The sequence below is a fragment of the Nonomuraea sp. NPDC001636 genome (assembly GCF_040298265.1).
Taxonomy (GTDB): domain Bacteria; phylum Actinomycetota; class Actinomycetes; order Streptosporangiales; family Streptosporangiaceae; genus Nonomuraea.
In genome coordinates this window covers 32,669-51,385 of the sequence record NZ_JBEOZT010000036.1, presented here as the reverse complement: position 1 = coordinate 51,385, position 18,717 = coordinate 32,669, and the positions used below count along the sequence as shown (strand labels likewise).

General features: G+C 72.8%; 22 protein-coding genes. 13 read left to right on the top strand and 9 right to left on the bottom strand.

The window, feature by feature from the left end; genetic code table 11:
• Positions 1–61 precede the first annotated feature (61 nt).
• Both ABT158_RS44280 and ABT158_RS44275 read left to right on the top strand, forming a co-directional pair.
• Positions 62–520 carry a nuclear transport factor 2 family protein gene (locus ABT158_RS44280; RefSeq protein ID WP_352364281.1) on the top strand — a complete coding sequence of 153 codons (459 nt, stop codon included), beginning with the start codon at positions 62–64 and terminating at the stop codon, positions 518–520.
• Positions 517–1,041 (top strand): YceI family protein, encoded by a 525-nt coding sequence (locus tag ABT158_RS44275; protein ID WP_352364279.1) that lies wholly within the window; start codon positions 517–519, stop codon positions 1,039–1,041. The genes ABT158_RS44280 and ABT158_RS44275 overlap by 4 nt, the downstream gene beginning before the upstream one ends.
• 25 nt (positions 1,042–1,066) lie before the next feature.
• On the opposite strand, the gene ABT158_RS44270 is transcribed toward ABT158_RS44275, so the two are convergent.
• Together ABT158_RS44270 and ABT158_RS44265 are read right to left on the bottom strand one after the other, a co-directional pair.
• Positions 1,067–1,495: a VOC family protein gene (locus ABT158_RS44270; protein WP_352364362.1), complete on the bottom strand. Its 429-nt coding sequence runs from the start codon at positions 1,493–1,495 to the stop codon at positions 1,067–1,069.
• A 193-nt stretch (positions 1,496–1,688) separates the two neighbouring features.
• A complete protein-coding gene (locus ABT158_RS44265; protein ID WP_352364277.1) occupies positions 1,689–2,795 on the bottom strand; it encodes an epoxide hydrolase family protein in 1,107 nt (368 codons plus the stop codon).
• Between the two features lie 65 nt (positions 2,796–2,860).
• Between ABT158_RS44265 and ABT158_RS44260 the strand changes: the two genes are divergently transcribed.
• Complete coding sequence (locus tag ABT158_RS44260; protein ID WP_352364275.1) at positions 2,861–5,479, top strand: ATP-binding protein; 2,619 nt, start codon at positions 2,861–2,863, stop codon at positions 5,477–5,479.
• Positions 5,480–5,568: 89 nt separating this feature from the next.
• Positions 5,569–5,973 carry a tRNA (N6-threonylcarbamoyladenosine(37)-N6)-methyltransferase TrmO gene (gene tsaA / locus ABT158_RS44255; protein WP_352364273.1) on the top strand — a complete coding sequence of 135 codons (405 nt, stop codon included), beginning with the start codon at positions 5,569–5,571 and terminating at the stop codon, positions 5,971–5,973.
• Positions 5,974–5,991: 18 nt separating this feature from the next.
• Here tsaA and ABT158_RS44250 read toward each other — a convergent pair whose 3' ends face one another.
• Both ABT158_RS44250 and ABT158_RS44245 read right to left on the bottom strand, forming a co-directional pair.
• Positions 5,992–6,678 carry a response regulator gene (locus ABT158_RS44250; RefSeq protein WP_352364360.1) on the bottom strand — a complete coding sequence of 229 codons (687 nt, stop codon included), beginning with the start codon at positions 6,676–6,678 and terminating at the stop codon, positions 5,992–5,994.
• A gap of 21 nt (positions 6,679–6,699) precedes the next feature.
• Positions 6,700–7,902: a sensor histidine kinase gene (locus ABT158_RS44245; protein ID WP_352364271.1), complete on the bottom strand. Its 1,203-nt coding sequence runs from the start codon at positions 7,900–7,902 to the stop codon at positions 6,700–6,702.
• Between ABT158_RS44245 and ABT158_RS44240 the strand changes: the two genes are divergently transcribed.
• Positions 7,892–8,557, top strand: coding sequence for a hypothetical protein (locus ABT158_RS44240; RefSeq protein ID WP_352364269.1), 666 nt, complete (start codon positions 7,892–7,894; stop codon positions 8,555–8,557). The genes ABT158_RS44245 and ABT158_RS44240 overlap by 11 nt on opposite strands.
• Here the strand turns inward: ABT158_RS44240 and ABT158_RS44235 are convergent.
• Together ABT158_RS44235 and ABT158_RS44230 are read right to left on the bottom strand one after the other, a co-directional pair.
• Positions 8,541–8,780, bottom strand: a complete 240-nt coding sequence (locus tag ABT158_RS44235; RefSeq protein WP_352364267.1) for a hypothetical protein — start codon at positions 8,778–8,780, stop codon at positions 8,541–8,543. The two genes, ABT158_RS44240 and ABT158_RS44235, sit on opposite strands and share 17 nt — an antisense overlap.
• 78 nt (positions 8,781–8,858) lie before the next feature.
• Complete coding sequence (locus ABT158_RS44230) at positions 8,859–9,449, bottom strand: TetR/AcrR family transcriptional regulator (RefSeq protein ID WP_352364265.1); 591 nt, start codon at positions 9,447–9,449, stop codon at positions 8,859–8,861.
• Positions 9,450–9,564: 115 nt separating this feature from the next.
• On the opposite strand from ABT158_RS44230, the gene ABT158_RS44225 reads away from it, so the two are divergent.
• The 3 genes from ABT158_RS44225 (at position 9,565) to ABT158_RS44215 (ending at position 12,544) form a co-directional block, all read left to right on the top strand.
• Positions 9,565–10,392: an SDR family NAD(P)-dependent oxidoreductase gene (locus ABT158_RS44225; RefSeq protein ID WP_502911620.1), complete on the top strand. Its 828-nt coding sequence runs from the start codon at positions 9,565–9,567 to the stop codon at positions 10,390–10,392.
• Positions 10,393–10,480: 88 nt separating this feature from the next.
• Positions 10,481–10,864 (top strand): Rossmann-fold NAD(P)-binding domain-containing protein, encoded by a 384-nt coding sequence (locus ABT158_RS44220; RefSeq protein WP_352364261.1) that lies wholly within the window; start codon positions 10,481–10,483, stop codon positions 10,862–10,864.
• Positions 10,865–11,446: 582 nt separating this feature from the next.
• Positions 11,447–12,544, top strand: a complete 1,098-nt coding sequence (locus ABT158_RS44215; RefSeq protein WP_352364259.1) for a serine hydrolase domain-containing protein — start codon at positions 11,447–11,449, stop codon at positions 12,542–12,544.
• Here ABT158_RS44215 and ABT158_RS44210 read toward each other — a convergent pair.
• Positions 12,541–12,864 carry an ArsR/SmtB family transcription factor gene (locus ABT158_RS44210; RefSeq protein WP_352364257.1) on the bottom strand — a complete coding sequence of 108 codons (324 nt, stop codon included), beginning with the start codon at positions 12,862–12,864 and terminating at the stop codon, positions 12,541–12,543. The two genes, ABT158_RS44215 and ABT158_RS44210, sit on opposite strands and share 4 nt — an antisense overlap.
• Positions 12,865–12,993: 129 nt before the next feature.
• Between ABT158_RS44210 and ABT158_RS44205 the strand changes: the two genes are divergently transcribed.
• Positions 12,994–14,151 carry an MFS transporter gene (locus tag ABT158_RS44205; protein WP_352364255.1) on the top strand — a complete coding sequence of 386 codons (1,158 nt, stop codon included), beginning with the start codon at positions 12,994–12,996 and terminating at the stop codon, positions 14,149–14,151.
• 170 nt (positions 14,152–14,321) lie between these two features.
• Here ABT158_RS44205 and ABT158_RS44200 read toward each other — a convergent pair whose 3' ends face one another.
• Positions 14,322–14,645 carry an NUDIX domain-containing protein gene (locus ABT158_RS44200; protein WP_352364253.1) on the bottom strand — a complete coding sequence of 108 codons (324 nt, stop codon included), beginning with the start codon at positions 14,643–14,645 and terminating at the stop codon, positions 14,322–14,324.
• 105 nt (positions 14,646–14,750) lie between these two features.
• Between ABT158_RS44200 and ABT158_RS44195 the strand changes: the two genes are divergently transcribed.
• Both ABT158_RS44195 and ABT158_RS44190 read left to right on the top strand, forming a co-directional pair.
• Positions 14,751–15,524 (top strand): alpha/beta fold hydrolase, encoded by a 774-nt coding sequence (locus tag ABT158_RS44195; protein WP_352364251.1) that lies wholly within the window; start codon positions 14,751–14,753, stop codon positions 15,522–15,524.
• A 29-nt stretch (positions 15,525–15,553) separates the two neighbouring features.
• Positions 15,554–16,297, top strand: coding sequence for a VOC family protein (locus tag ABT158_RS44190; RefSeq protein WP_352364249.1), 744 nt, complete (start codon positions 15,554–15,556; stop codon positions 16,295–16,297).
• A gap of 12 nt (positions 16,298–16,309) precedes the next feature.
• Here the strand turns inward: ABT158_RS44190 and ABT158_RS44185 are convergent, their stop codons facing one another.
• The gene (locus ABT158_RS44185; RefSeq protein ID WP_352364247.1) at positions 16,310–17,218 is read right to left on the bottom strand and encodes an RNA polymerase sigma-70 factor; all 909 of its coding nucleotides are present in this window, start codon (positions 17,216–17,218) and stop codon (positions 16,310–16,312) included.
• A 216-nt stretch (positions 17,219–17,434) separates the two neighbouring features.
• On the opposite strand from ABT158_RS44185, the gene ABT158_RS44180 reads away from it, so the two are divergent.
• On the top strand, positions 17,435–17,926 hold the full coding sequence (locus ABT158_RS44180) for a carboxymuconolactone decarboxylase family protein (RefSeq protein WP_352364245.1): 492 nt from the start codon (positions 17,435–17,437) through the stop codon (positions 17,924–17,926).
• A gap of 14 nt (positions 17,927–17,940) precedes the next feature.
• Positions 17,941–18,693 (top strand): SDR family oxidoreductase, encoded by a 753-nt coding sequence (locus ABT158_RS44175; protein WP_352364243.1) that lies wholly within the window; start codon positions 17,941–17,943, stop codon positions 18,691–18,693.
• The last annotated feature ends 24 nt before the right edge of the window (positions 18,694–18,717 follow it).

Sequence of the window (18,717 nt, the reverse complement as noted above, 5' to 3'; positions counted from 1 at the left end):
CTTGTTCGGCCTCCGACCTGCCTCGATGCTGGACGCACCACCTGAGCGAGAGGAGATCCACATGACCGACCTGCAAGCCGTGGCCGACCGCGTCGAGATCGAGGCGCTGCGCGGCGAGCTCACCGACGCGGTGATGACCCGCGACTACGACCGCGTCGAATCCCTGTTCACGCCCGGCGGCGTCATGCGATGGCCGCACATCGGCAGGGAGTTCGCCGGCCGGGAGGCGATCCGCGCCGGGATCGAGTGGGGGCAGGGCCTCTGGGAGTTCTTCGTGCAGAACGTCCATCCGGGCGTCATCCGGATCGACGGCGACACCGCGACCGGCCGGGCCTACATCCACGAGTTCGGGCGGCTGCGCGACGGCGGCTCGCACGCCAACCACGCCCTCTACCACGACCGCTACGAGCGCACCGGAGACGGCTGGAAGTTCGCCGAACGCGTCTACGAGGTCAGGTACCTCGACGCCAGCCCGCTGCCGGGCTCGGCCCCCGCCGGCGACCAGGAGCGCCCGGCATGACGACCAGCCTTCGCGCCCTGACCGGCGACTACGTCCTCGACCAGGCCCGCACCCGGATCGGCTTCGTCGCCCGGCACACCGTCGGCCCCGCCGTACGCGGGCAGTTCGACCGGTTCGCGGGAAGCGGCCACCTGGACGGCGACGACCCGTCCAGGTCGCGCATCGAGCTCACCGTCCAGGCGGGCAGCGTCCAGACCCGCAACCCGCAGCGCGACCGGTACCTGCGCGGCAAGTACCTCAAGGACGCCGACCACCCGCTGATCACCTTCACCTCCACCCGGGTGGAGCGGACCGGCGAGACGGCCTTCCAGGTCACCGGGGACCTGAGCATCCGCGGCGTGCGCAACCCGATCACCCTGGAGCTGGAGCTGACCGGCGACGGGGACGACCTCCGGCTGCAGCTCAAGGACGGCGTCACGATCGACCGCGCCGACTGGGGCGTGAAGTGGAACGCCGCCGCCGGGCTCGTCGCCAGGAAGGTGGCGCTGGAGCTCGACCTGGCCGCGGTCCGGCGGCCCTGACGGCACGGACGCGCCGGGCGCCCGGTCACCGGCCGAGCTGCTGGGCCAGGCCGACGACGATGCCCTCGGGGCCGCGGACGTAGCACAGCAGGTAGCTGTCCTCGAACCGCTCCAGCGTGCCGACGAGCTCGGCGCCGTGCCGGCGCAGGCGGGCGACGACGTCCTCGACGTCGTCGACGGCGAACATGACGCGGCGGATGCCCAGCGTGTTCGCCGGCGGGTCCGCCGGCTCGGGACGGATCGGCTTCGGCGTGTGGAACATGGCCAGCTCGATCCCGCCGGCGGCGCCCGGGATCCGCAACATCGCGACCTCCTGCCGGACGCCGTCGAGCCCGATGACCCGCTCCGCCCAGCGCCCCTCGATCGGCCCCCTGCCCTCCAGCTCCATGCCGAGTTCGAGGAAGAACGCGATCACCGCGTCAAGGTCTTCGACGACGATGAGCACGTTGTCCATCCGCTGGATCGCCACGCCGGGCCTCCTTCGTCAAACGCGGCCGCTCGCCGGCCGCCGATGTTCCCAGGACGGAGCCGGCGCCGCGTTCTCGACACGCCGCCGGCGAAATGCCGGTCCCAATTTGCCCCCCGGACGGGCCGCCCACCAGATGCGGATGTCATCAGGCGGCCCATGAATCCTGCAGGCCCGCCGGTCAGGCGGCCGCCAGCGGGCCGAAGAACGCCCGCACGTCCGCCACCAGCAGCTCCGGCACCTCCAGCGCCAGGTAAGCGCCGCCGCGGTCGAGCTCGGTCCAGCGCCGGACGTCGGCGTCCCGCTCGGCGAAGCGGCGGATCGTCACGTCGTCCTTGGCCAGCAGCACGGCCGTGGGGACGGTCACCCGCGGCTTGGGGGCGTAGGCGCCCGGGTCGTGGCCGAGCTCGTAGTAGAGGTTGGCGACCGACCCCGCGGTCGCGGTGAACCACATGAGGCTCACGTCGGTCAGCACCCGGTCGCGGGAGAAGGCGTCCTCGGGCAGCTCGGCGCGGGAGTCGGTCCACTCCTTGAACTTCTCCACGATCCAGGCGAGCTGGCCCACGGGCGAGTCGGTCAGCCCGTAAGCGAGGGTCTGCGGGCGGGTCGACATGATCTGGTTGAACCCCAGGCCCTCCTGCATGAAGGTCTGCATGATGCCCAGGCGGCGCTGCTCGTCGGCGGTGAATGCGCCCTCGTCCGGCGAGGGGACGGCGACCCAGGCGTTGACGTGCACGCCGACCATCCGCTCGGGCGCCTGGCGGGCCAGCTCCAGGGCGAGGTTGGCGCCTCCGCCGCCGCCCTGCGCGCCGTACCGGTCGTAGCCGAGCCGGGACATCAGCTCGGCGAAGGCCGCCGCCGTGCGCGGGACCGTCCAGCCGGGCCCGGTGACGTAGCCGGACAGGCCGACCCCCGGGCAGGACGGCACCACGAGGTGGAAGTCGCGCGACAACTCGTCGAGCACGTCGAGGAAGCCGATCGTGCCGCCCGGATTGTCGGGCAGGAGCAGCAGCGGCAGGGCGGCGCCGGAGCTCGACCTGATGTGGAAGAAGTGGACGTCCTGCCCGTCGATCTCGGTGACGAACTGCGGATGCCGGTTGTACTCGGCCTCCGCCGCGCGCCAGTCGAAGTCGTTGAGCCAGTAGTCGGCCAGGCCCTTGAGGTAGTCCAGGGGCACGCCGCGGCTCCAGCCCTGCCCGGCGATCTCCCGGGCCCACCGGGTGCGGCGCAGGCGTTCGTGCAGGTCCTCGAGGTCGGCCTGAGGAATGTTCACGCTGTACGGCTTCATGTCGACCAACGGTAGAGAGCGCCCGAAAGATCAGCATGAGTCATCGCATAGGTAATGTCTGGCCCATGTTGCGGGGGCGGGAACACGAGTTGACGATCATCGACGGACTGCTGGACGGCGCCCGGGAGGCGGTCAGCGGCGCCCTGGTCGTCCTGGGGGAGCCGGGCATCGGCAAGACCGCGCTGCTCGGCCACGCCGACGTGAGCGACGCGCACGTCCTGCGGACGACGGGCATCGAGGCCGAGGCGGAGTTGCCGTTCAGCGCCCTGCACCTGCTGCTCAGGCCGGTGCTCGGCCGGTTGGAGCACATCCCGGACCGGCAGGCGGCCGCCCTGCGCGGCGCCTTCGGGCTGGGCGAGAACGGCGCGGGGGACCGGTTCCTCATCGGGCTGGCGGTCCTGTCGCTGCTGTCGGAGCTGGCCGAGAACGGGCCGGTGGTCTGCCTGGTAGACGACGCCCAGTGGCTGGACCACGCCTCGGCCGAGGCGCTGCTGATCGCGGCGCGCAGGCTGGCGGCCGAGGGCGTGGTCATGGTGTTCGCCGCGCGGCCCGGTTTCGAGGCCAAGGGGCTGCCCGTGCTGGAACTGTCCGGCCTGGACGAGCCGGCGTCCGCCGCACTGCTCGACTCCGCCGGCCCGGCCCTGCCCGACGCGGCCCGCCGCCGGATCCTCACCGAGGCGGCCGGCAACCCGCTGGCGCTCATCGAGCTGCCCAAGTCGCATGGCCCCGCCGGCGAGCCCTCACTCACCGCCCGTCTGGAGGTGGCCTTCGCCGCCCAGGCCGACGGGCTGCCGGCCAGCGCCAAGGTCCTGCTCCAGGTCGCCGCCGTCGACGGCACCGGCGAGCCGGGCGTCGTCCTGGCCGCCGCCGGGACGCTGGGCAGCACCCCGGAGGACCTGGAGCACGTGCTCGCCGCCGGGCTGGTCGTCTGGGGCGAGGGCAAGCGGCTGAGGTTCCGCCACCCCCTCGTGCGCGCGGCCGTCCGGCAGCGCACGCCACTGGCCCGGCAGCTGACCGTGCACCACGCGCTCAGCCAGGCCCTGGACCGCACCGCGGACGCCGACCGCAGCGCCTGGCACCTGGCCGCCGCCACGCTGGCCGCCGACGAGCGGGTCGCGGCCCGGCTGGAGTCGGCCGCCGACCGCGCACGCTCCCGCAGCGGGTACGCGGCCGCCGCGGCGGCCTACGAGCGCGCCGCCGCGCTGAGCCCGGAGCTCGGGGACCGCGCGCGCAGGCTCACGCTCGCCGCCGAGGCGACCGAGTTCAGCGGCCGCTTCGACCGGGCCAGGACCCTGGCCGAGGACGCCGGCGATCCCGGCGCCGGGCTGACCTCCCGGCTGATCCGGGTGCGCGCCTGCTCCGACTACGGAGAAGGGCATCTCGCCGGCGCGCACGCGATGTTGTCGGCGGGCGTCGACCACCTGGCGGTCACCGATCCGCGCTCGGCCGCCTGGCTGCTGCTCGACGCCGCGTCCATGATCTGGTTCGACGGCGACCGCGACATGGCCTGGCGCACCGCCGAGCAGCTCGACGCGCTCCAGCTGCCGCCGGACGACGAGGTCGTCCCGGTGCACCGGCTGTCGCGCTGGTTCATCGCCATGGCGCTCGGCCGTCCGGCCGACGGGCTGCCGCCCCTGGCCGAGGTGGCGGAGTCGGCCCGCGCGCTGGCGAAGGCCGACCGCCGCGGGCTGCTGCTGATCGGCGGCCTGGGCCTGGCCGAGTACGACGCCCGCACCCACATGCTGGCCGCCGCGGCCACCGCCACGATCCGGGCCGAGGGCATGATCGGCCTGCTGCCGCAGGCGCTGACGTTCCTCTCCCGGGTCGAGTACGCGCGCGGCCGGCACGCCGAGGCGCGCAGCCTGGCCACCGAGGCCGTGGCCATCTCCGCCGACACCGGCCAGCCCGCGTGGGCGCGCCAGGCCGCCGGGCTGCTGGACCGGTTCGCGGCCGTCCGCGGCGAGGCGCTCGACCCGGCCACCGCCCACCCGGGCGCGCTCGCCCTGCTGGACCTCGGTGCAGGACGTTCCGAGCAGGCCCTGCTCAGCCTGGAGTCGCTGGTCTACGGGCGCTCCCGCAACCGCATCGACGCCATGCACCACGTGCCCGACCTGGTCGAGGCCGCGCTGCGCAGCGGCAGGATCGCCCGCGCCGCGGAGCCGTTCGCCCGGCTGGAGTCGTGGGCGGCGACGCTGGGCCAGCGCTGGGCCGACGCCCTGGTGCTGCGCTGCCGGGCCCTGCTGGACACCACCGGCGACCCCGGCGCGCACTTCCGCGCCGCGCTGGCCGCGCACGAGCGGCCCTTCGACCGCGCGCGCACCGAACTCCTGTACGGGGAGTGGCTGCGCAGGGCCCGCCACACCGGCGAGGCCCAGGAACGGTTGCGGGCCGCGCTGGAGGTGTTCGAACGGCTCGGCGCCGAACCCTGGGCCGAGCGGGCGCGTACCGAACTCGGCGCCACGGGCTGGAGCGCGCCCCGCCGCACCGGCGCGGACCGGTTCGCGCGGCTCACCCCGCAGGAACGGCAGATCGTGCAGCTGGCCGCCACGGGGCTGTCCAACCGGGACATCGCCGCGCACCTGTTCCTGAGCCCGCGCACGGTGGGCCAGCACCTGTACAAGGCCTTCCCCAAGCTGGGCGTCACCGCCCGCGGCCAGCTCACCGATCTCACGCTCGACGAATGAGCCCGTGGCAGCCGCCGGCCCCTCCGGCGGGGGTTCGGGCGAGCGGCGGTCTTGACCGGCGTGCCCGCACGGGGAAAGATCCAGGACTCGTGACCGAACCCACGCTGCGCCCGGTCGGGCGCGTCGAGTCGACACTGACCGATCGCACGGCGGCGCCCCGGCAGCCCGACGAGGGAGCCCCCGACGCCTGGCTGGTCTTCGACGACCGGTACGCCCCCGCCCTCGACGGCCTGACCCCGGGCACCGACGTCCTGCTGCTCACCTGGCTCGACCGGGCCGACCGCGACACCCTCGCCGTCCACCCGCGTGGCGACGCCGCCCGGCCGCTCACCGGCGTCTTCGCCACCCGCGCCCCCGACCGGCCCAACCCGATCGGCCTGCACACCGTGCACATCCTGGCCGTCGAGGGCCGGCGGGTGCACGTCCGCAACCTGGAGGCGCTCGACGCGACCCCGATCCTCGACGTCAAGCCCCTGCTCACGCCCGACCGCTGACCGCGGGGCCACCCTGCGCTAGCCCTGGTCGTCGGCGGCCGCCGGGCGGGGCCGGGGGTGGCCGGGGCGGACGAGACCGGCGTCGTACGACACCACCACCACCTGCGCCCGGCTGCTCAGCCCCAGCTTGGCCATCAGCCGGTTGAGATGCGTCTTGACCGTGCCCTCGCTCACCGACAGCCGCTCGGCGATCTCCTTGTTCGACAGCGCGTGGCCGACCAGCCGCAGCACCTCCGTCTCGCGGCCGGTGAGCCGGTCGAGGGCGGGGGAGGGGAGCGGAGCCGGCGGCTCGGTGAACGCCTCGATCAGCCGTCTGGTCGCGGCCGGGGCCAGCAGGATGTCGCCCGCCGCGACCGTGTGGATGGCGGCGATCAGGCGTTCGGGCGGGGTGTCCTTGAGCAGGAACCCGCCGGCGCCCAGGCGCAGCGCGTTGTAGACGTACTCGTCGAGGTCGAACGTGGTCAGGATGAGCACCTTGGGCGGCGGGTCGTGCGCGGCGGCCAGGATGCGCTCGGTCGCCGTCAGGCCGTTGATGCCGGGCATCCTGATGTCCATGAGGATCACGTCGGGCCGCAGCGTGGCGGCCAGGCGCACGGCCTCCTCACCGTCGGCGGCCTCGCCCACGACCTCCAGGCCCGCGGCGCGCAGCAGCGCGGCCAGACCCGCACGGATGAGCACCTGGTCGTCGACGACGAGGACTTTGATCTCGCACCTGCTTCACGGTCGTCACGGCGGCCGGTCGTCGGCGCCGGGCACGGGGATCGGGAAGCTCGCCAGCACCTCGAACCCGCCCCCGGGCAGCGGCCCGGCGGTGATCGACCCCTGGTAGAGCCTGACACGTTCAGTCATGCCGATCAACCCGTGGCCGCCGGACGGCCCGTCCTCCGCCTGGACGGCGGGGCCGTCGTTGCTGACGCGTAACGTCAGCGTGGCCGGACCGTAGCCGATGTGGATCTCGACCCGGCCGGGGGCGGCATGCTTGAGCACGTTCGTCAGCGACTCCTGGACGATGCGGTAGGCGCACAGGTCGAGGCCGGACGGCAGCGGCCGGGCCCGGCCCTCGACCACGAGCTCGGTGGCAACGCCCGCCCCGCGCATGCGCTCGACCAGCGGATCGAGGGCCAGCAGGCCCGGCGCGGTGGCGTAGAGGCCCTCGTCGTCGTCGTGGGCCTCGATGCGCAGGATCGACAGCAGCCGGCGCATCTCGGTCAGCGCCTCGTGGCTGGTGTCGGCGATGACGCCCAGCGTGGCGTGGGCGGTGGCCGGGTCGCTCAGCGCCACGTAGCGCCCCAGCCCGGCCTGTACGGAGATGACCGACATGTGGTGGGCGACGACGTCGTGCAGCTCGCGGGCGATGCGCACCCGTTCGCGGGTGACCGCCCGCCGGGCGGCGGCGCCCTGCTCCGCGCGCAGCTGCGCGGCCAGGTCGGCGAGCTGCGCGGTGCGCTCCGACAGCAGCCGCACGCTGGTGCCCGCGCCCGCCCCGCAGGCCGCCACGATGCACGACTGCGCGGCGGCCGACCACAGCGCGACGCCGGGCTGCTGCGCCGAGGCGTAGGTCCACTCGAAGACGATCAGCACCGCACCGCCCGCGCACCACGCCCACGACCGGTGGGCGGCGACGGAGTAGAGCGCCACCAGCGGCCCGATGCTGTTGAGCCCGAGGTGGTAGCCCAGCACGTGGTAGAGCAGCGAGGCGCCCACCGACACCAGCAGCACCGTCACGGGCGTCACCCTGCGCAGCGCCAGCGGCGCGTTGACCAGCAGGGTCAAGGTCATCGACAGGGCGTCGCCCGGCCGGCCCCGGCCCGGCTCGAACATCTCCCACAGCCAGGTGCCGACGACGAGCGTCAGGGCCACGGCGCCGTCGAGCAGCAGCGGGTGGACCGCGAACACCCGCCGGACGATGGACGGGGCGGTGAAGGGCACCCGTCACGCTAACCCCGGCACCACCCCCGGCGCATCAAACCGGGGGTGGACATCGACTGCCGCGGAAGTTGCAGACGCCCGCGTCCCGCCCGGGACTGAACTGCGGCTGGCCGAGCAGTTCGAGGCCACGCTGGGCGCGCTGCCCGAGACCGACGGCGTCGAGCGGACGCTGCTGCTCGGCGGCCTGGCGCAGGAACTGTACAACGGCAGCGACGACGACCCGCGAGGCCTGTCGCTGTCGGTCGAGGCCGTCGCGATGGCCCGCCGGATCGCGGACCCGCACCTGCTCATGCGGGCGCTGAACGCGCGCGCGTTGTCCGTGCCGCAGGCGACCCACCTCGCCGAGCTCATGGAGATCGCCGAGGAGCTGCACGTCCTGGCCGCGCGGACCCGGACGCCGGGCCTCGAGCTGCTCGCCCACATGATGGACACCCACCACCGGCTGGAGCTGCACGACCTGGCCGGCGCCGACCTGGCGGCGGCCCGCTGCGCGGCGCTGCTCGACGACCTGCGGCTGCCGTGGCCGCGGTTGCAGCACACCATGTGGCGGGCCAACCGGCTCACCTGGCCTGCATCGGGCCGGTCGACCACTTCCTGGCCGTGCTGGAGACCGCGCTGGAACGCCGCCGTCAGGTCGATCAGTAGAAGAGGCTGAGCGCGAAGCGCGAGCCGGACACCTCGCACCGGAAATCCTGGACGATGCCCCCGCTGGTGACGGCGCTGAAACCGGCCCGCACGCACTGGTCGCGGTACTGGTAGTACCCCGTCAGGTGCCACGACCCGGACACGGCGGACGCAGGCACGGCGGAGCCGGTGACGGCGCCGAGAGCGAGCCCGCCTGCGACGAGGGCGGCCGCGGTCAGACGTCGAATGCTCATGTTTGCTCTTCTCCTCAGCGAACGGCGTTCTGCCGTCACGATGTGCCAGGAGACTTGGGAAACACTTGTGGGACGTCCTTAAGGTTGTGGCGGCTTCCTTAGCCCGGCCTTCAGGCCGTCGAGGATGAGCGCGAGGTAGCGGCGCCACGGTTGCGCGGCGCCGGAGGACGGCAGGTCCATCACCGAGTCGATCATCGAGACGATGGGCGCGATGTCGCCCACCGTGATGTCGGCGCGCAGCGTGCCCTGTTGCTTGGCGCGGTCGATGAGGCGGCCGCAGGACTCGGCGATGCCTTCCCTGGCGCGCTCGATCAGCTCGCTCTCGCCCGCGCCCCGCCGCATCAGCTCGCGCAGCCCGCGGTCGGTCGCGGCCTGTTCCAGGGCGTGTTCGATGAAGGCACTGAGGGCCTGGTAGGCGTCCTGTGCCGTCTGCGCGGCCTGTGCGGCGGCGCGGATGTCGTCGAGCTTGCCGGCGTAGACGGCCTCGGCCAGGGCCTCCTTGTTGGGGAACCGCCGGTAGACGGTGCCGACGCCGAGCCCCGCGTGGTGGGCGACGTCGTTGAGCGTGGCCTGCAGCCCGCGCGCGGCGAACACCTCCCGCGCCGCCGCGAGGGTGCGCTGCCGGTTGTGCTCGGCGTCGCGGCGCAGCGCCGGTGTCTCTTCGCTCATGGCATCCCGTCCATCGGCTAACTGGATACATCATATCCGCTTCGTGTTAGGCTCCACGACGTAAGCGGATATGTCATATCCACTTCGGTGGATGTGCCGACGAGAGCGGGTGACCATGCAGACCGTGATCATCACTGGCGGCACCGACGGGCTCGGCAAGGGGCTGGCCCTGCACCACCTCCGGCAGGGCGCTCACGTGGTGGCCATCGGCAGCACCGCAGGAAAGGGAGAGGCTCTGCTCGCGGAGGCCGAGGCGCTGGCGGGGCGGGCCACGTTCGTACGCGCCGACCTCACCTCCCCGGCCGTCTGCCGGGGCGTCGTCGAACGCCTCGCCGCCGACCATCCGGTCGTGGACAGGCTGATCCTCTGCGCCCAGCGCTACCGGCTGCTCGGCGGCCGCGCGACCACCGGCGAAGGCTTCGAGCACAGCTTCGCGCTGGCCTACCTCAGCCGTTTCGTGCTGAGCCACGGCCTGCACGACGTGCTGCGGGCCGCGCGGCGCCCGGTCGTCATGAACGTGGGCACGCCCGGCGTGCCGCTGGGCCGCATCCACTGGGACGACCTGCAGCTGACCCGGGCCTACAGCGGAACCAAGGCCACCCTGCAGTCCTTCCGGGCCAACGACCTGCTCGGCGTCGCCTTCGGCGTCCTGCACGCCGGCAGCGGCGTCTCCTATGTCGGCTACAACCCCGGCGTGGTCTCCACCGGCATGCCCGCGAGCCTGCCGCAGCCGCTACGTGCGGCGACACGGGCGTTCCTCGCCGTGTTCGCCACGTCGGTGCCGAAGGCGACCGAGCCCATGACCGCGCTCCTGGACGACCCGCCGGCCGAGCCCTTCACCGCCTACTGGGGCAGGCGCCGGCTGCCGCTGGACGGGCGCGCCTTCGACCGGGACGACGCCCTGCGCCTCCATGAGCTCACACAAGAACTGATCTCGCGCTGACACCGGCGTCCCCATCGACCATGACAACCTGCTGGGGGAGCGGCGCTTCATCGGGTGGACGTTCAGCCACTACAACCACACCAAGACCATGACGATGGCGCTCACCGCCCGGCTCGCCCGGGAACTACGCGGCACGGGGGTGACGGCCAACGTGGTCTGTCCCGGGCACGGCTACACGCCGATGAACAGGGCGACCCCGATCGGCGCGTGCCCGAGGCTCTACCGGCCGATCGCGCCCCTGGTGCTGAAGGTGGTCGCGCCGCTCTTCCTGTCGGACCTGACCCGATCGGCCCGCTCCAGCATCCATGTGGCCGCGAGCGCGGAGGTGGAGGGCCTGACCGGCGCCTACTTCGACCACCGGTGCCGCCGCAAGCCGCTGCCGGCCGGCGCCCTCGACGAACGCAACCAGAACGCGGTGTGGGACCTGTGCGTCCGGCTCAGCGCCGGCACTCTTACCGAATCTACAACGTAAAGGCGGTCGCCCGGATTCGCTCACACGAATCCGTCAAGCAAAATCCAGGCAACGACAAGCCTGAGCGGCGCCGGAGCCCGCTTCCATGCTCCGTTCGTGACGGACATCAGCTACCTCGGCGCGTGGGGGTTGTGGCTGCACGGCAGGTCCACGCGCGGCAACGATCTGCTCGGCCTGCCGATGATCTGGTGGGGCCGCTTCGGCAAGATCCTCTCGTTCGTGTCCGGCGCGGCGGTCGTCGTCGATCTGGTGGGACCGGAGAGGCTGAGCCGCTATGGCGCGCGGCTGACCCGGTTCACGAGAAGGCCCGCCGGGGGCCGTTCATCGTCGGTGTCGTCACTGGGGTGGCCGTCGCGTTGGTCGAGGAGCAGGCCGAGGTGTCCTGGTATCTGGGGTTGCTGCTCGGGTCGTAGCTCTGCTGGCTGGCCAGAAGGCCAACCAGGCGTCCTTCCCGGGGCGGAGATCGTCGGTGGGGAATCAGGGTTTCCGTAGGGGATTACTCCGACGCCGTACCGCCCTCTAATGCCGGATCTTGGTACGGCGGAGGCCGAGGGCCGGACTCCGCCGTATCGGAGGAGCAACGTGAGGGGAAGACGCATCAGCGCGGCCGTCGTGGCGTGCTTGACCGTGTCGTTGGCGGCGACGCCGGCCGTGACCGCCACCGCGGCGACGGGCGCGAGCCCGGGTTTGCCGGCGATGCTGGACAAGGTCGTCGCGGGCGGCGCGGTGGCCGCGATCGCCGAGGTTCGCGACGGGGACAGGACCTGGCGGGCCGCCGGCGGCAAGGCGACGATGAACAGTGCCCGGCCGGCGCCGGTGGACGGGCGATTCCGGGCCGGGAGCGTGACCAAGTCGTTCACGGCGAGTGTGGTGCTTCAACTGGTGGGGGAGGGACGGCTGCACCTGTCCGACAGTGTGGAGCAGTGGCTGCCAGAGCTCGTGGACGGGGGCGCCGACATCACGATCAGGCATCTTCTCCAGCACACCAGCGGCCTTGCCGAGTACTCGACGGGCATGTTGGACGAGGCGGGCATCCCCAAGGAGCGCTTCCGCACCTGGTCGGCGCGCGAACTGGTGGAAAGGGCGGAGCGGCTCCCGCGCGCCTTCCCGCCCGGGTCCGCGTACGGGTACTCCAACACCAACTACGTCGTGCTCGGCCTGCTGATCGAGAGGGTCACCGGCAGGCCGTACGCGACGGAGATCAGGGAGCGGATCCTGCGGCCGCTCGGGCTGCGGCACACCAGCCTGCCGGGAGCCTCGCCGGAGGTGCGCGGCCCGCACGCCCACGCATATGTGCCGGTCACCAGGGGTGGCCAGGTCGTCCCTGTCGACGTCACACGGTTCAATCCCACGATGGCCGGTGCGGCGGGGGAGATCATCTCCACCACTGGGGACATCAACCGGTTCTACCGCGCCCTGTTCCAGGGGAAGCTGCTCCGCCCTGATCTGCTGAAGGAGATGAAGGATCCCGGTACGACCGGGGGGTATGGGCTGGGGCTGGAGCTGGCGCCTCTTCCCTGTGGCACGGCGTTCGGCCACGGCGGCGGTGCGCCGGGCTACCTGACGGTGGCGTTCAGCTCGGCGGACGGTTCGCGGCAGGTCACGTTGTCGATCACCCCGTTCTCCGGCGACCCTCATCAGGCGGCCATGACCCTGTTGACCTCTGCGTTGTGCCCTTAGGGCTCGGGGGTGCGGCGTTGTGCGGCGAGCACGGAGTCGAGCAGGCCGGGGAAGAGGGTGTCGAGGTCCTCCCGGCGCAGCCGGACCAGCCGGGAGCGGCCCTGCACCTTCGTCCATGTCACGCCGGCCTCGCGCAGCACCCGGTAGTGGTGCGACAGCGTGGTCTGGTGCACGTCGATGTCGGCGCCGATGGCGTTGCAGTAGTCCTCGCCCATCCGGTCGAGCCGCTGGACGAGGTCGAGGCGCACGGGGTCGGCCAGGGCGCGTAGCACCTCCACCAGCCGGATGGCCTCGGTGGCCGGTTGTGACACCTCACGCATGGTCGCCCCCTGTGTTCCGTACGGCTGTCACGCTACCAATTGATGGATATATGGACAAGCGTCAATGTATTCCCTAGGGTTCCCCTCGATACGTCCGAGGTCCCTATGGAAAGGTGGCACCGTCCGGTGTTGCGACGGCTTCTCCCTCTGGCCCTGGCGACCTTCGCCGTGGGCACCGACAGCTACGTGATCGCGGGCCTGCTCCCGGCCATCGCCGCCGACCTGCGGGTCTCCACTCCCGCCGCCGGGCAGTTGGTGACGGTGTTCGCCCTGGTGATGGCCCTGTCGGCGCCGATCATGGGCGCGCTCACCGGCGGGCTGGACAGGCGGACCGCGCTGCTGATCGCCTTGGGCGTCTTCGTGGCCGGCAACGCCGTCACCGCCCTGGGCGCCGGTTACGAGGTGGTGATGATCGCCCGCGTCGTCACCGCGGTGGGCGCGGGGATGATCAACTCCGCTGCGTCCAGCACCGCGGGGGCCATCGCGCCTGCGGAACGTCGGGGCAGGGCTCTGGCTTTCGTGCTGGGCGGGCTGACGGCGGCGACGGCGTTGGGTCTTCCGCTCGGCACGCTGATCGGCCGGGCCGACTGGCGCGTCACCCTGTGGGCGGTCGCCGGGGTCGGCCTGGTCGCGGCCGTCGGGATCGCCGCCGGGCTGCCCGAGGTGCGGTTGCCCGCCGCCTCGCTGGGTGAGCGGCTGCGTCCGCTGAAGGAGGGCCGGGTCGTGGCGTTGCTGGTCGTCACCACGCTGGTCTTCCTCGGCGCCTATACCCTCTACACCTACATCGGGCCGGTCCTGCGGGAGGCGACGGGCGGCTCCGAACCGCTGTTCGCCGCCGTCCTGCTGGCCTGGGGTGTCGGGGTCCTGGCCGGGAACCTCGTCGCCGGACGGCTGGTCGACCGGTACGACCCCGCGCACGTGCTGACCGGGCCCCTCGCCGTCGCCGTCGTCGCGCTGGCCCTCACGCCGGTGGCGACCGGCACGTTCGTGTCGACCTCGGCATGGGCCGCGGTCTGGGGTGTGGCCCTGGGCGTCGTCGTCGTGCCCCAGCAGCATCGGCTCATCGCGCTCGGGCCGGCCGCGGCGCCGGTCCTGCTCGGCCTCAACTCCTCGGCCATCTACCTCGGGATGGCTCTCGGCGGCGGTCTGGGCGGGCTGGCCCAGGAGTGGTTCGCCGTCCCGCCCGCCGCGTTGGGGCTGCCGGCCGCGGGCGTCACGACAGTGGCGCTGCTCCACCACCTGGCGACCGCGCGCCGCCGTACGCCCGTCGCGCCCCGGTCCTCCTGAGTGCGGTGGTCAGCCTGACCCGGTGGCTCCGGAGAGGAACGCGGCGGCGGCGCTGGACAGGCCGAGCGCGTGCGCCGTCACGATGGCGACGGGTCGGAGCACGGGTTCCGCTCACCGCGGGGTGGGAGACGGACGGCGATCGTGTCAGATGCCCTGGCCGGTGTCCATCCTCATGCCTCGATGCGATCCAGCCAGGCGTCCTGGGTGTCGGCCAGCTTTTCTGCCAGCGGTAACGGGACGAAGCGGCACGCGAACTCCATGCCGGCGTCCGTGCCGTCGCCATGGACCCGGTGGTTCCAGGCGTCGGCGCTGTCGGGGGCGGCGGTGAGGTGGAAGAACGTCGTGTGCCGGGGCTGGCCGTTGTCCTCGCGAGGTTTGTGGTCGACCGCGATGGGCCCGACGACGGTGACGTCGGTCAGGCCGGTCTCCTCCGCGACCTCCCGCAGGACGGCCTGTTCCAGGCTCTCGTCCGGCAGGACTCCGCCCGCCGGCACCTGGTCTACGAGACGTACAGCAGCCAGTAGGGGGCTTGGCGTGGATGCTGTTCGGGCGACAGGAAGCGGTCTTCCCCGTGGGGGGAGTGTGGTCGAATCGTTCCCATGACGATCGAGTGCGTCCCCGTCTCCGGTGACGGCCGCCTGTGGGCCGAGCGAGCCGGCGACGGACCTCCCATGGTCCTGCTGCACGGCTCCGTGCACGACAGCCGCCTCTGGGACGGCGTCTTCCCCGAACTCGCCCGCCACCGCACCGTGATCCGGTACGACGCGCGGGGCCTGGGCCGTTCGACGCCGCCGACCGCGCCGTTCCGTTACGAGGACGACCTGCTCGCGGTCCTCGACCACTTCGGCGTGGAGCGTGCCGCGCTGATGGGACTGAGCATGGGCGGCGAGGTCGCGCTCGACTTCACCTTGGAGCACCCGGAACGGGTGCGCTCCTTGACCTTGGTCGCGGCGTCGGCCGGTGGCCACGACTGGCCGCGCTCTCCCGAGCTGGACGCCTATGCGGCGGCCGACCGAGGGGACGACCCCGGCCGCCTGGCCGAGATGGAGCTCACGCTCTGGGCCTCGCTGGGCGACCGGGCACCGGGATACGCGGCGATCCGCGACATGGTGACCGAGAACGCCGGGCTGCGGGTGGCCGCGGAGAAGGGCCATGCCCTGTTCGCGGAGGTGGGCGCCGTCGAGCTCCTCGGCCGGGTCGCGGTGCCCACGACCGTGGTGGCCGGCGACCACGACCACCCGGAGATCGGCGTGATCGCCCGCCGGCTCGCCGCGGGCATTCCCGGCGCGCGTCTGGAGATCATCGCCGGGGCCGACCACTACCTGCCGTTGCGCGCGCCGGAACGGCTTCTGGACGTGCTGCTCGCCGATTGAAGGGCGTGCAGCGGCATAGGGTGCTCGGCATGGCATTGCGGCTGGTTCAGGTGAACTTCAAGGCTTCGGACGACGCGGCGCTCGGCCGGTTCTGGGCGGACGCGCTGGGCTGGGACGTCTCCAGCGAGGGCCCCGGCGTGACCAATGTCGAGCCCGTGGGTTTCGCCTGGCCCGATCCCAGCGCGGTCTGCGTCGACGTGGTCACCGTCCCCGACCCCGAGACGGTGAGGTACCGGGTGCACCTCGATCTGGCCACCACGTCGGAGGCCCATCAGGCGGAGCTGGTCGCCCGGCTGGAGGGGCTCGGCGCGAAGCCCGCCGACGTGGGGCAGGGTGACGTGCCGTGGGTCGTGATGGCCGATCCGGAGGGCAACGTGTTCTGCGTGCTGGAGCCCCGGGAGGTCTATCGGGACACCGGGCCGATCGCCGCGGTGGTGGTCGACTGTTGCGACCCGCGGGCGATGGCCCGGTTCTGGGGCGAGGCGGCGGGCTGGACCGTGCACGAGGCGAGCGACGATCACGCGCGGCTGCGTGCGCCCGAGGGTGCCGGGCCCTATCTGGAGTTCCTTCGCGCGACGCCCGGCCCGAAGACCGTGTGGAACCGGGTGCACATCGACCTGTTGCCGCACCGCGGCGCCGATCAGGCGGTGGAGGTGGCGCGGCTGGAGGGGCTCGGCGCGACGTTCGCCGACGTGGGGCAGGGCGACGTGCCGTGGGTCGTGATGGCCGATCCGGAGGGCAACGAGTTCTGCGTCCTGGGCGCCCCGCGCTGACCCGGGAGGCGCTCAGCGGGTCACGGTGGTCTGCCGTCCCATCCGCGCTAGCTTGTCGGGGTTGCGCACGTGGTAGGCGCCGGTGACGTAGCCGTTCTCCACGCGTACCGCCACGACTCCGTCGATCTCGCCGTCGATCCGCACGAGCAGCCCGGGCCCGCCGTTGATCTGCACCAGCTCGACCGATCTGTCCGCGTCATGCTTCCACCAGCCGGCGGCCAGCAGGCGGGCCACGTTGTCGATGCCCACGACGGGCCGCGGCAGGGCGTGCCGGAGGCCGCCGCCGTCGCTCAGGGCGACGACGTCCGGCGCGAGGACGTCGAGCAGGCTCTGCAGCTCGCCGGTCTCGACCGCCCGCTGGAAGGCCTGGAGCGCGGCCCGCGTCTCGGCCGGTGAGGTGTTGCCGCGCGGCCGGCGGGCGGCGACGTGCGCCCGCGCCCGGTAGGCGATCTGGCGGACCGCCGACGGGCTCCTGCCGACGGCTTCGGCGATCTCGTCGTAGTCCAGCCGGAACACCTCGCGCAGCACGAACACCGCCCGTTCGGTCGGCTGGAGCGTCTCCAGCACCAGCAGCATCGCCATGGAGACGCTCTCGGCGAGCTCGACGTCCTCGGCCACGTCGGGGGCGGTCAGCAGCGGCTCGGGCAGCCACGGCCCGACGTAGGACTCCTTGCGCCGGCCGAGTGCGCGCAGCCGGTCGAGCGCCTGCCGGGTGACGATCCGGACCAGGTAGGCGCGCTCCTCCCGGACGGCGGCGAGGTCGACGTCCGCCCATCGCAGCCAGGTCTCCTGCAGGACGTCCTCGGCGTCGGCGGCCGAGCCGAGCATCTCGTAGGCGACGGTGAACAGCAGGTTGCGGTGGGCGACGAACACCTGGGTGGCGGGGTCGGGCGGCCCGGCGTGTTCGTTCCGATCGGTCATGTCCCGCTCCTGCCTGTCCGTTCTGCGCTCTGCCACACGCACATGACGCCGCTTTGCGCCGCCGCGTAACACGTCCGGACGGTGGCCTACGTCACACGGGCGCCGGTGTTACGGGGGCCGGGGCGGCGGCGTCTCGTGGTCGTCAGGACGCCGCGCGGACGATCCGCGCGGCGCGACGACGAGTCGAGAGTGCGAAGGGAAGTCTTCCTCATGTCCATGTCCACGACGACCGGCCGGCGGTCGCGTATGCCCAGCCCCCTCCCCTTCCTCCCCGAGCTGGCGGTGGTCGGCGAGGGGCTGCACCAGGCCCTGCGGAACGGGGTGATCCCCCCGGTGACCATCGCCCTGCTGCAGCTGCGCGCCGGGCAGCTGCTCGGCAGCACGTACTTCACCGTCAGGGAGACCGCCGTCCTGCGCGGGCTGGGGGAGCCGGAGGAGCGCATCACCGCCGTGGCCACCTGGCGGGACGCCACCTGTTTCACCGAGGCGGAACGCGTCGCGCTGGAGCTGGTGGAGGCGGTCCTCACGCCGAACCCGTCAGGGGAGCGCGTCAGTGACGAGCTGTACGCCAGGGCGTCGGCGCTGCACGACGACAGGGCGATGTGGTCGCTGGTCATGGCGATCGCCCACATCGGCTTCTTCACCCCGGCGGCCCTCATCGCCAAGCCGATCCCCGGCATGCCGCCCGGTCAGAACTACAGCGAGTGAGAAAGGCGTCTGACATGAGCATCACCACGTTCGCGGTGGCCGGGGCGACCGGCCGGCTGGGCCGCCACGTCGTCGACGTCCTGACCGAGAGGGGGCACCGGGTCGTGCCGATGTCCCGCGCCACCGGTGTGGACGTCGTCACCGGTCAGGGGCTCGCCGAGGCGCTGACCGGGGCGCAGGTCGTCATCGACGTCGCCTCCTGGCACTCCTCCGACCAGGAGGCGGCGACGGAGTTCTTCCGTGCCTCGGCCCGCAACCTGCACGAGTACGGCCGCGCGGCCGGGGTCGCGCGGATCGCCGTGGCCTCCATCATCGGGGCCGACAAGGCCACCGCCGGCTTCCTGGCCGCCAAGAAGGTGCACGAGGAGCTGCTGCTGGCCGGGCCGCTTCCCGTGCGCGTGCTGCGGGCGGCGCAGTTCCACGAGTTCGTGGGGCAGTTGCTGGACTGGCAGCCCGGTGAGGTGGCTTACGTCCCGGAGCTGCCCACCCAGCTCGTGGCCTGCCGCGTCGTGGCCGAGGAGCTGGCCGACCTGGCCGTCGCCGCCACCGTGCCGGGCACGCCGATCCCCGAGATCGCCGGTCCGCGCAGGGAGACGCTGGCGGAGGCGGCCCGGCTCCTGGGCGCCCGCCGGGGTGTCGAGGTCGTGGGCGTCGACGGCGCGGGCATGCCCGATGCCGGGCCGGCCGCCGCCGGCGCGTTCCTGCCCGGCCCGCACGCGACGCTCGCCGGCCCGACCTTCCAGGAATGGCTCGACGCCCAGCCCTGATCCGGCCCCGCCCTTGTCCTCGGT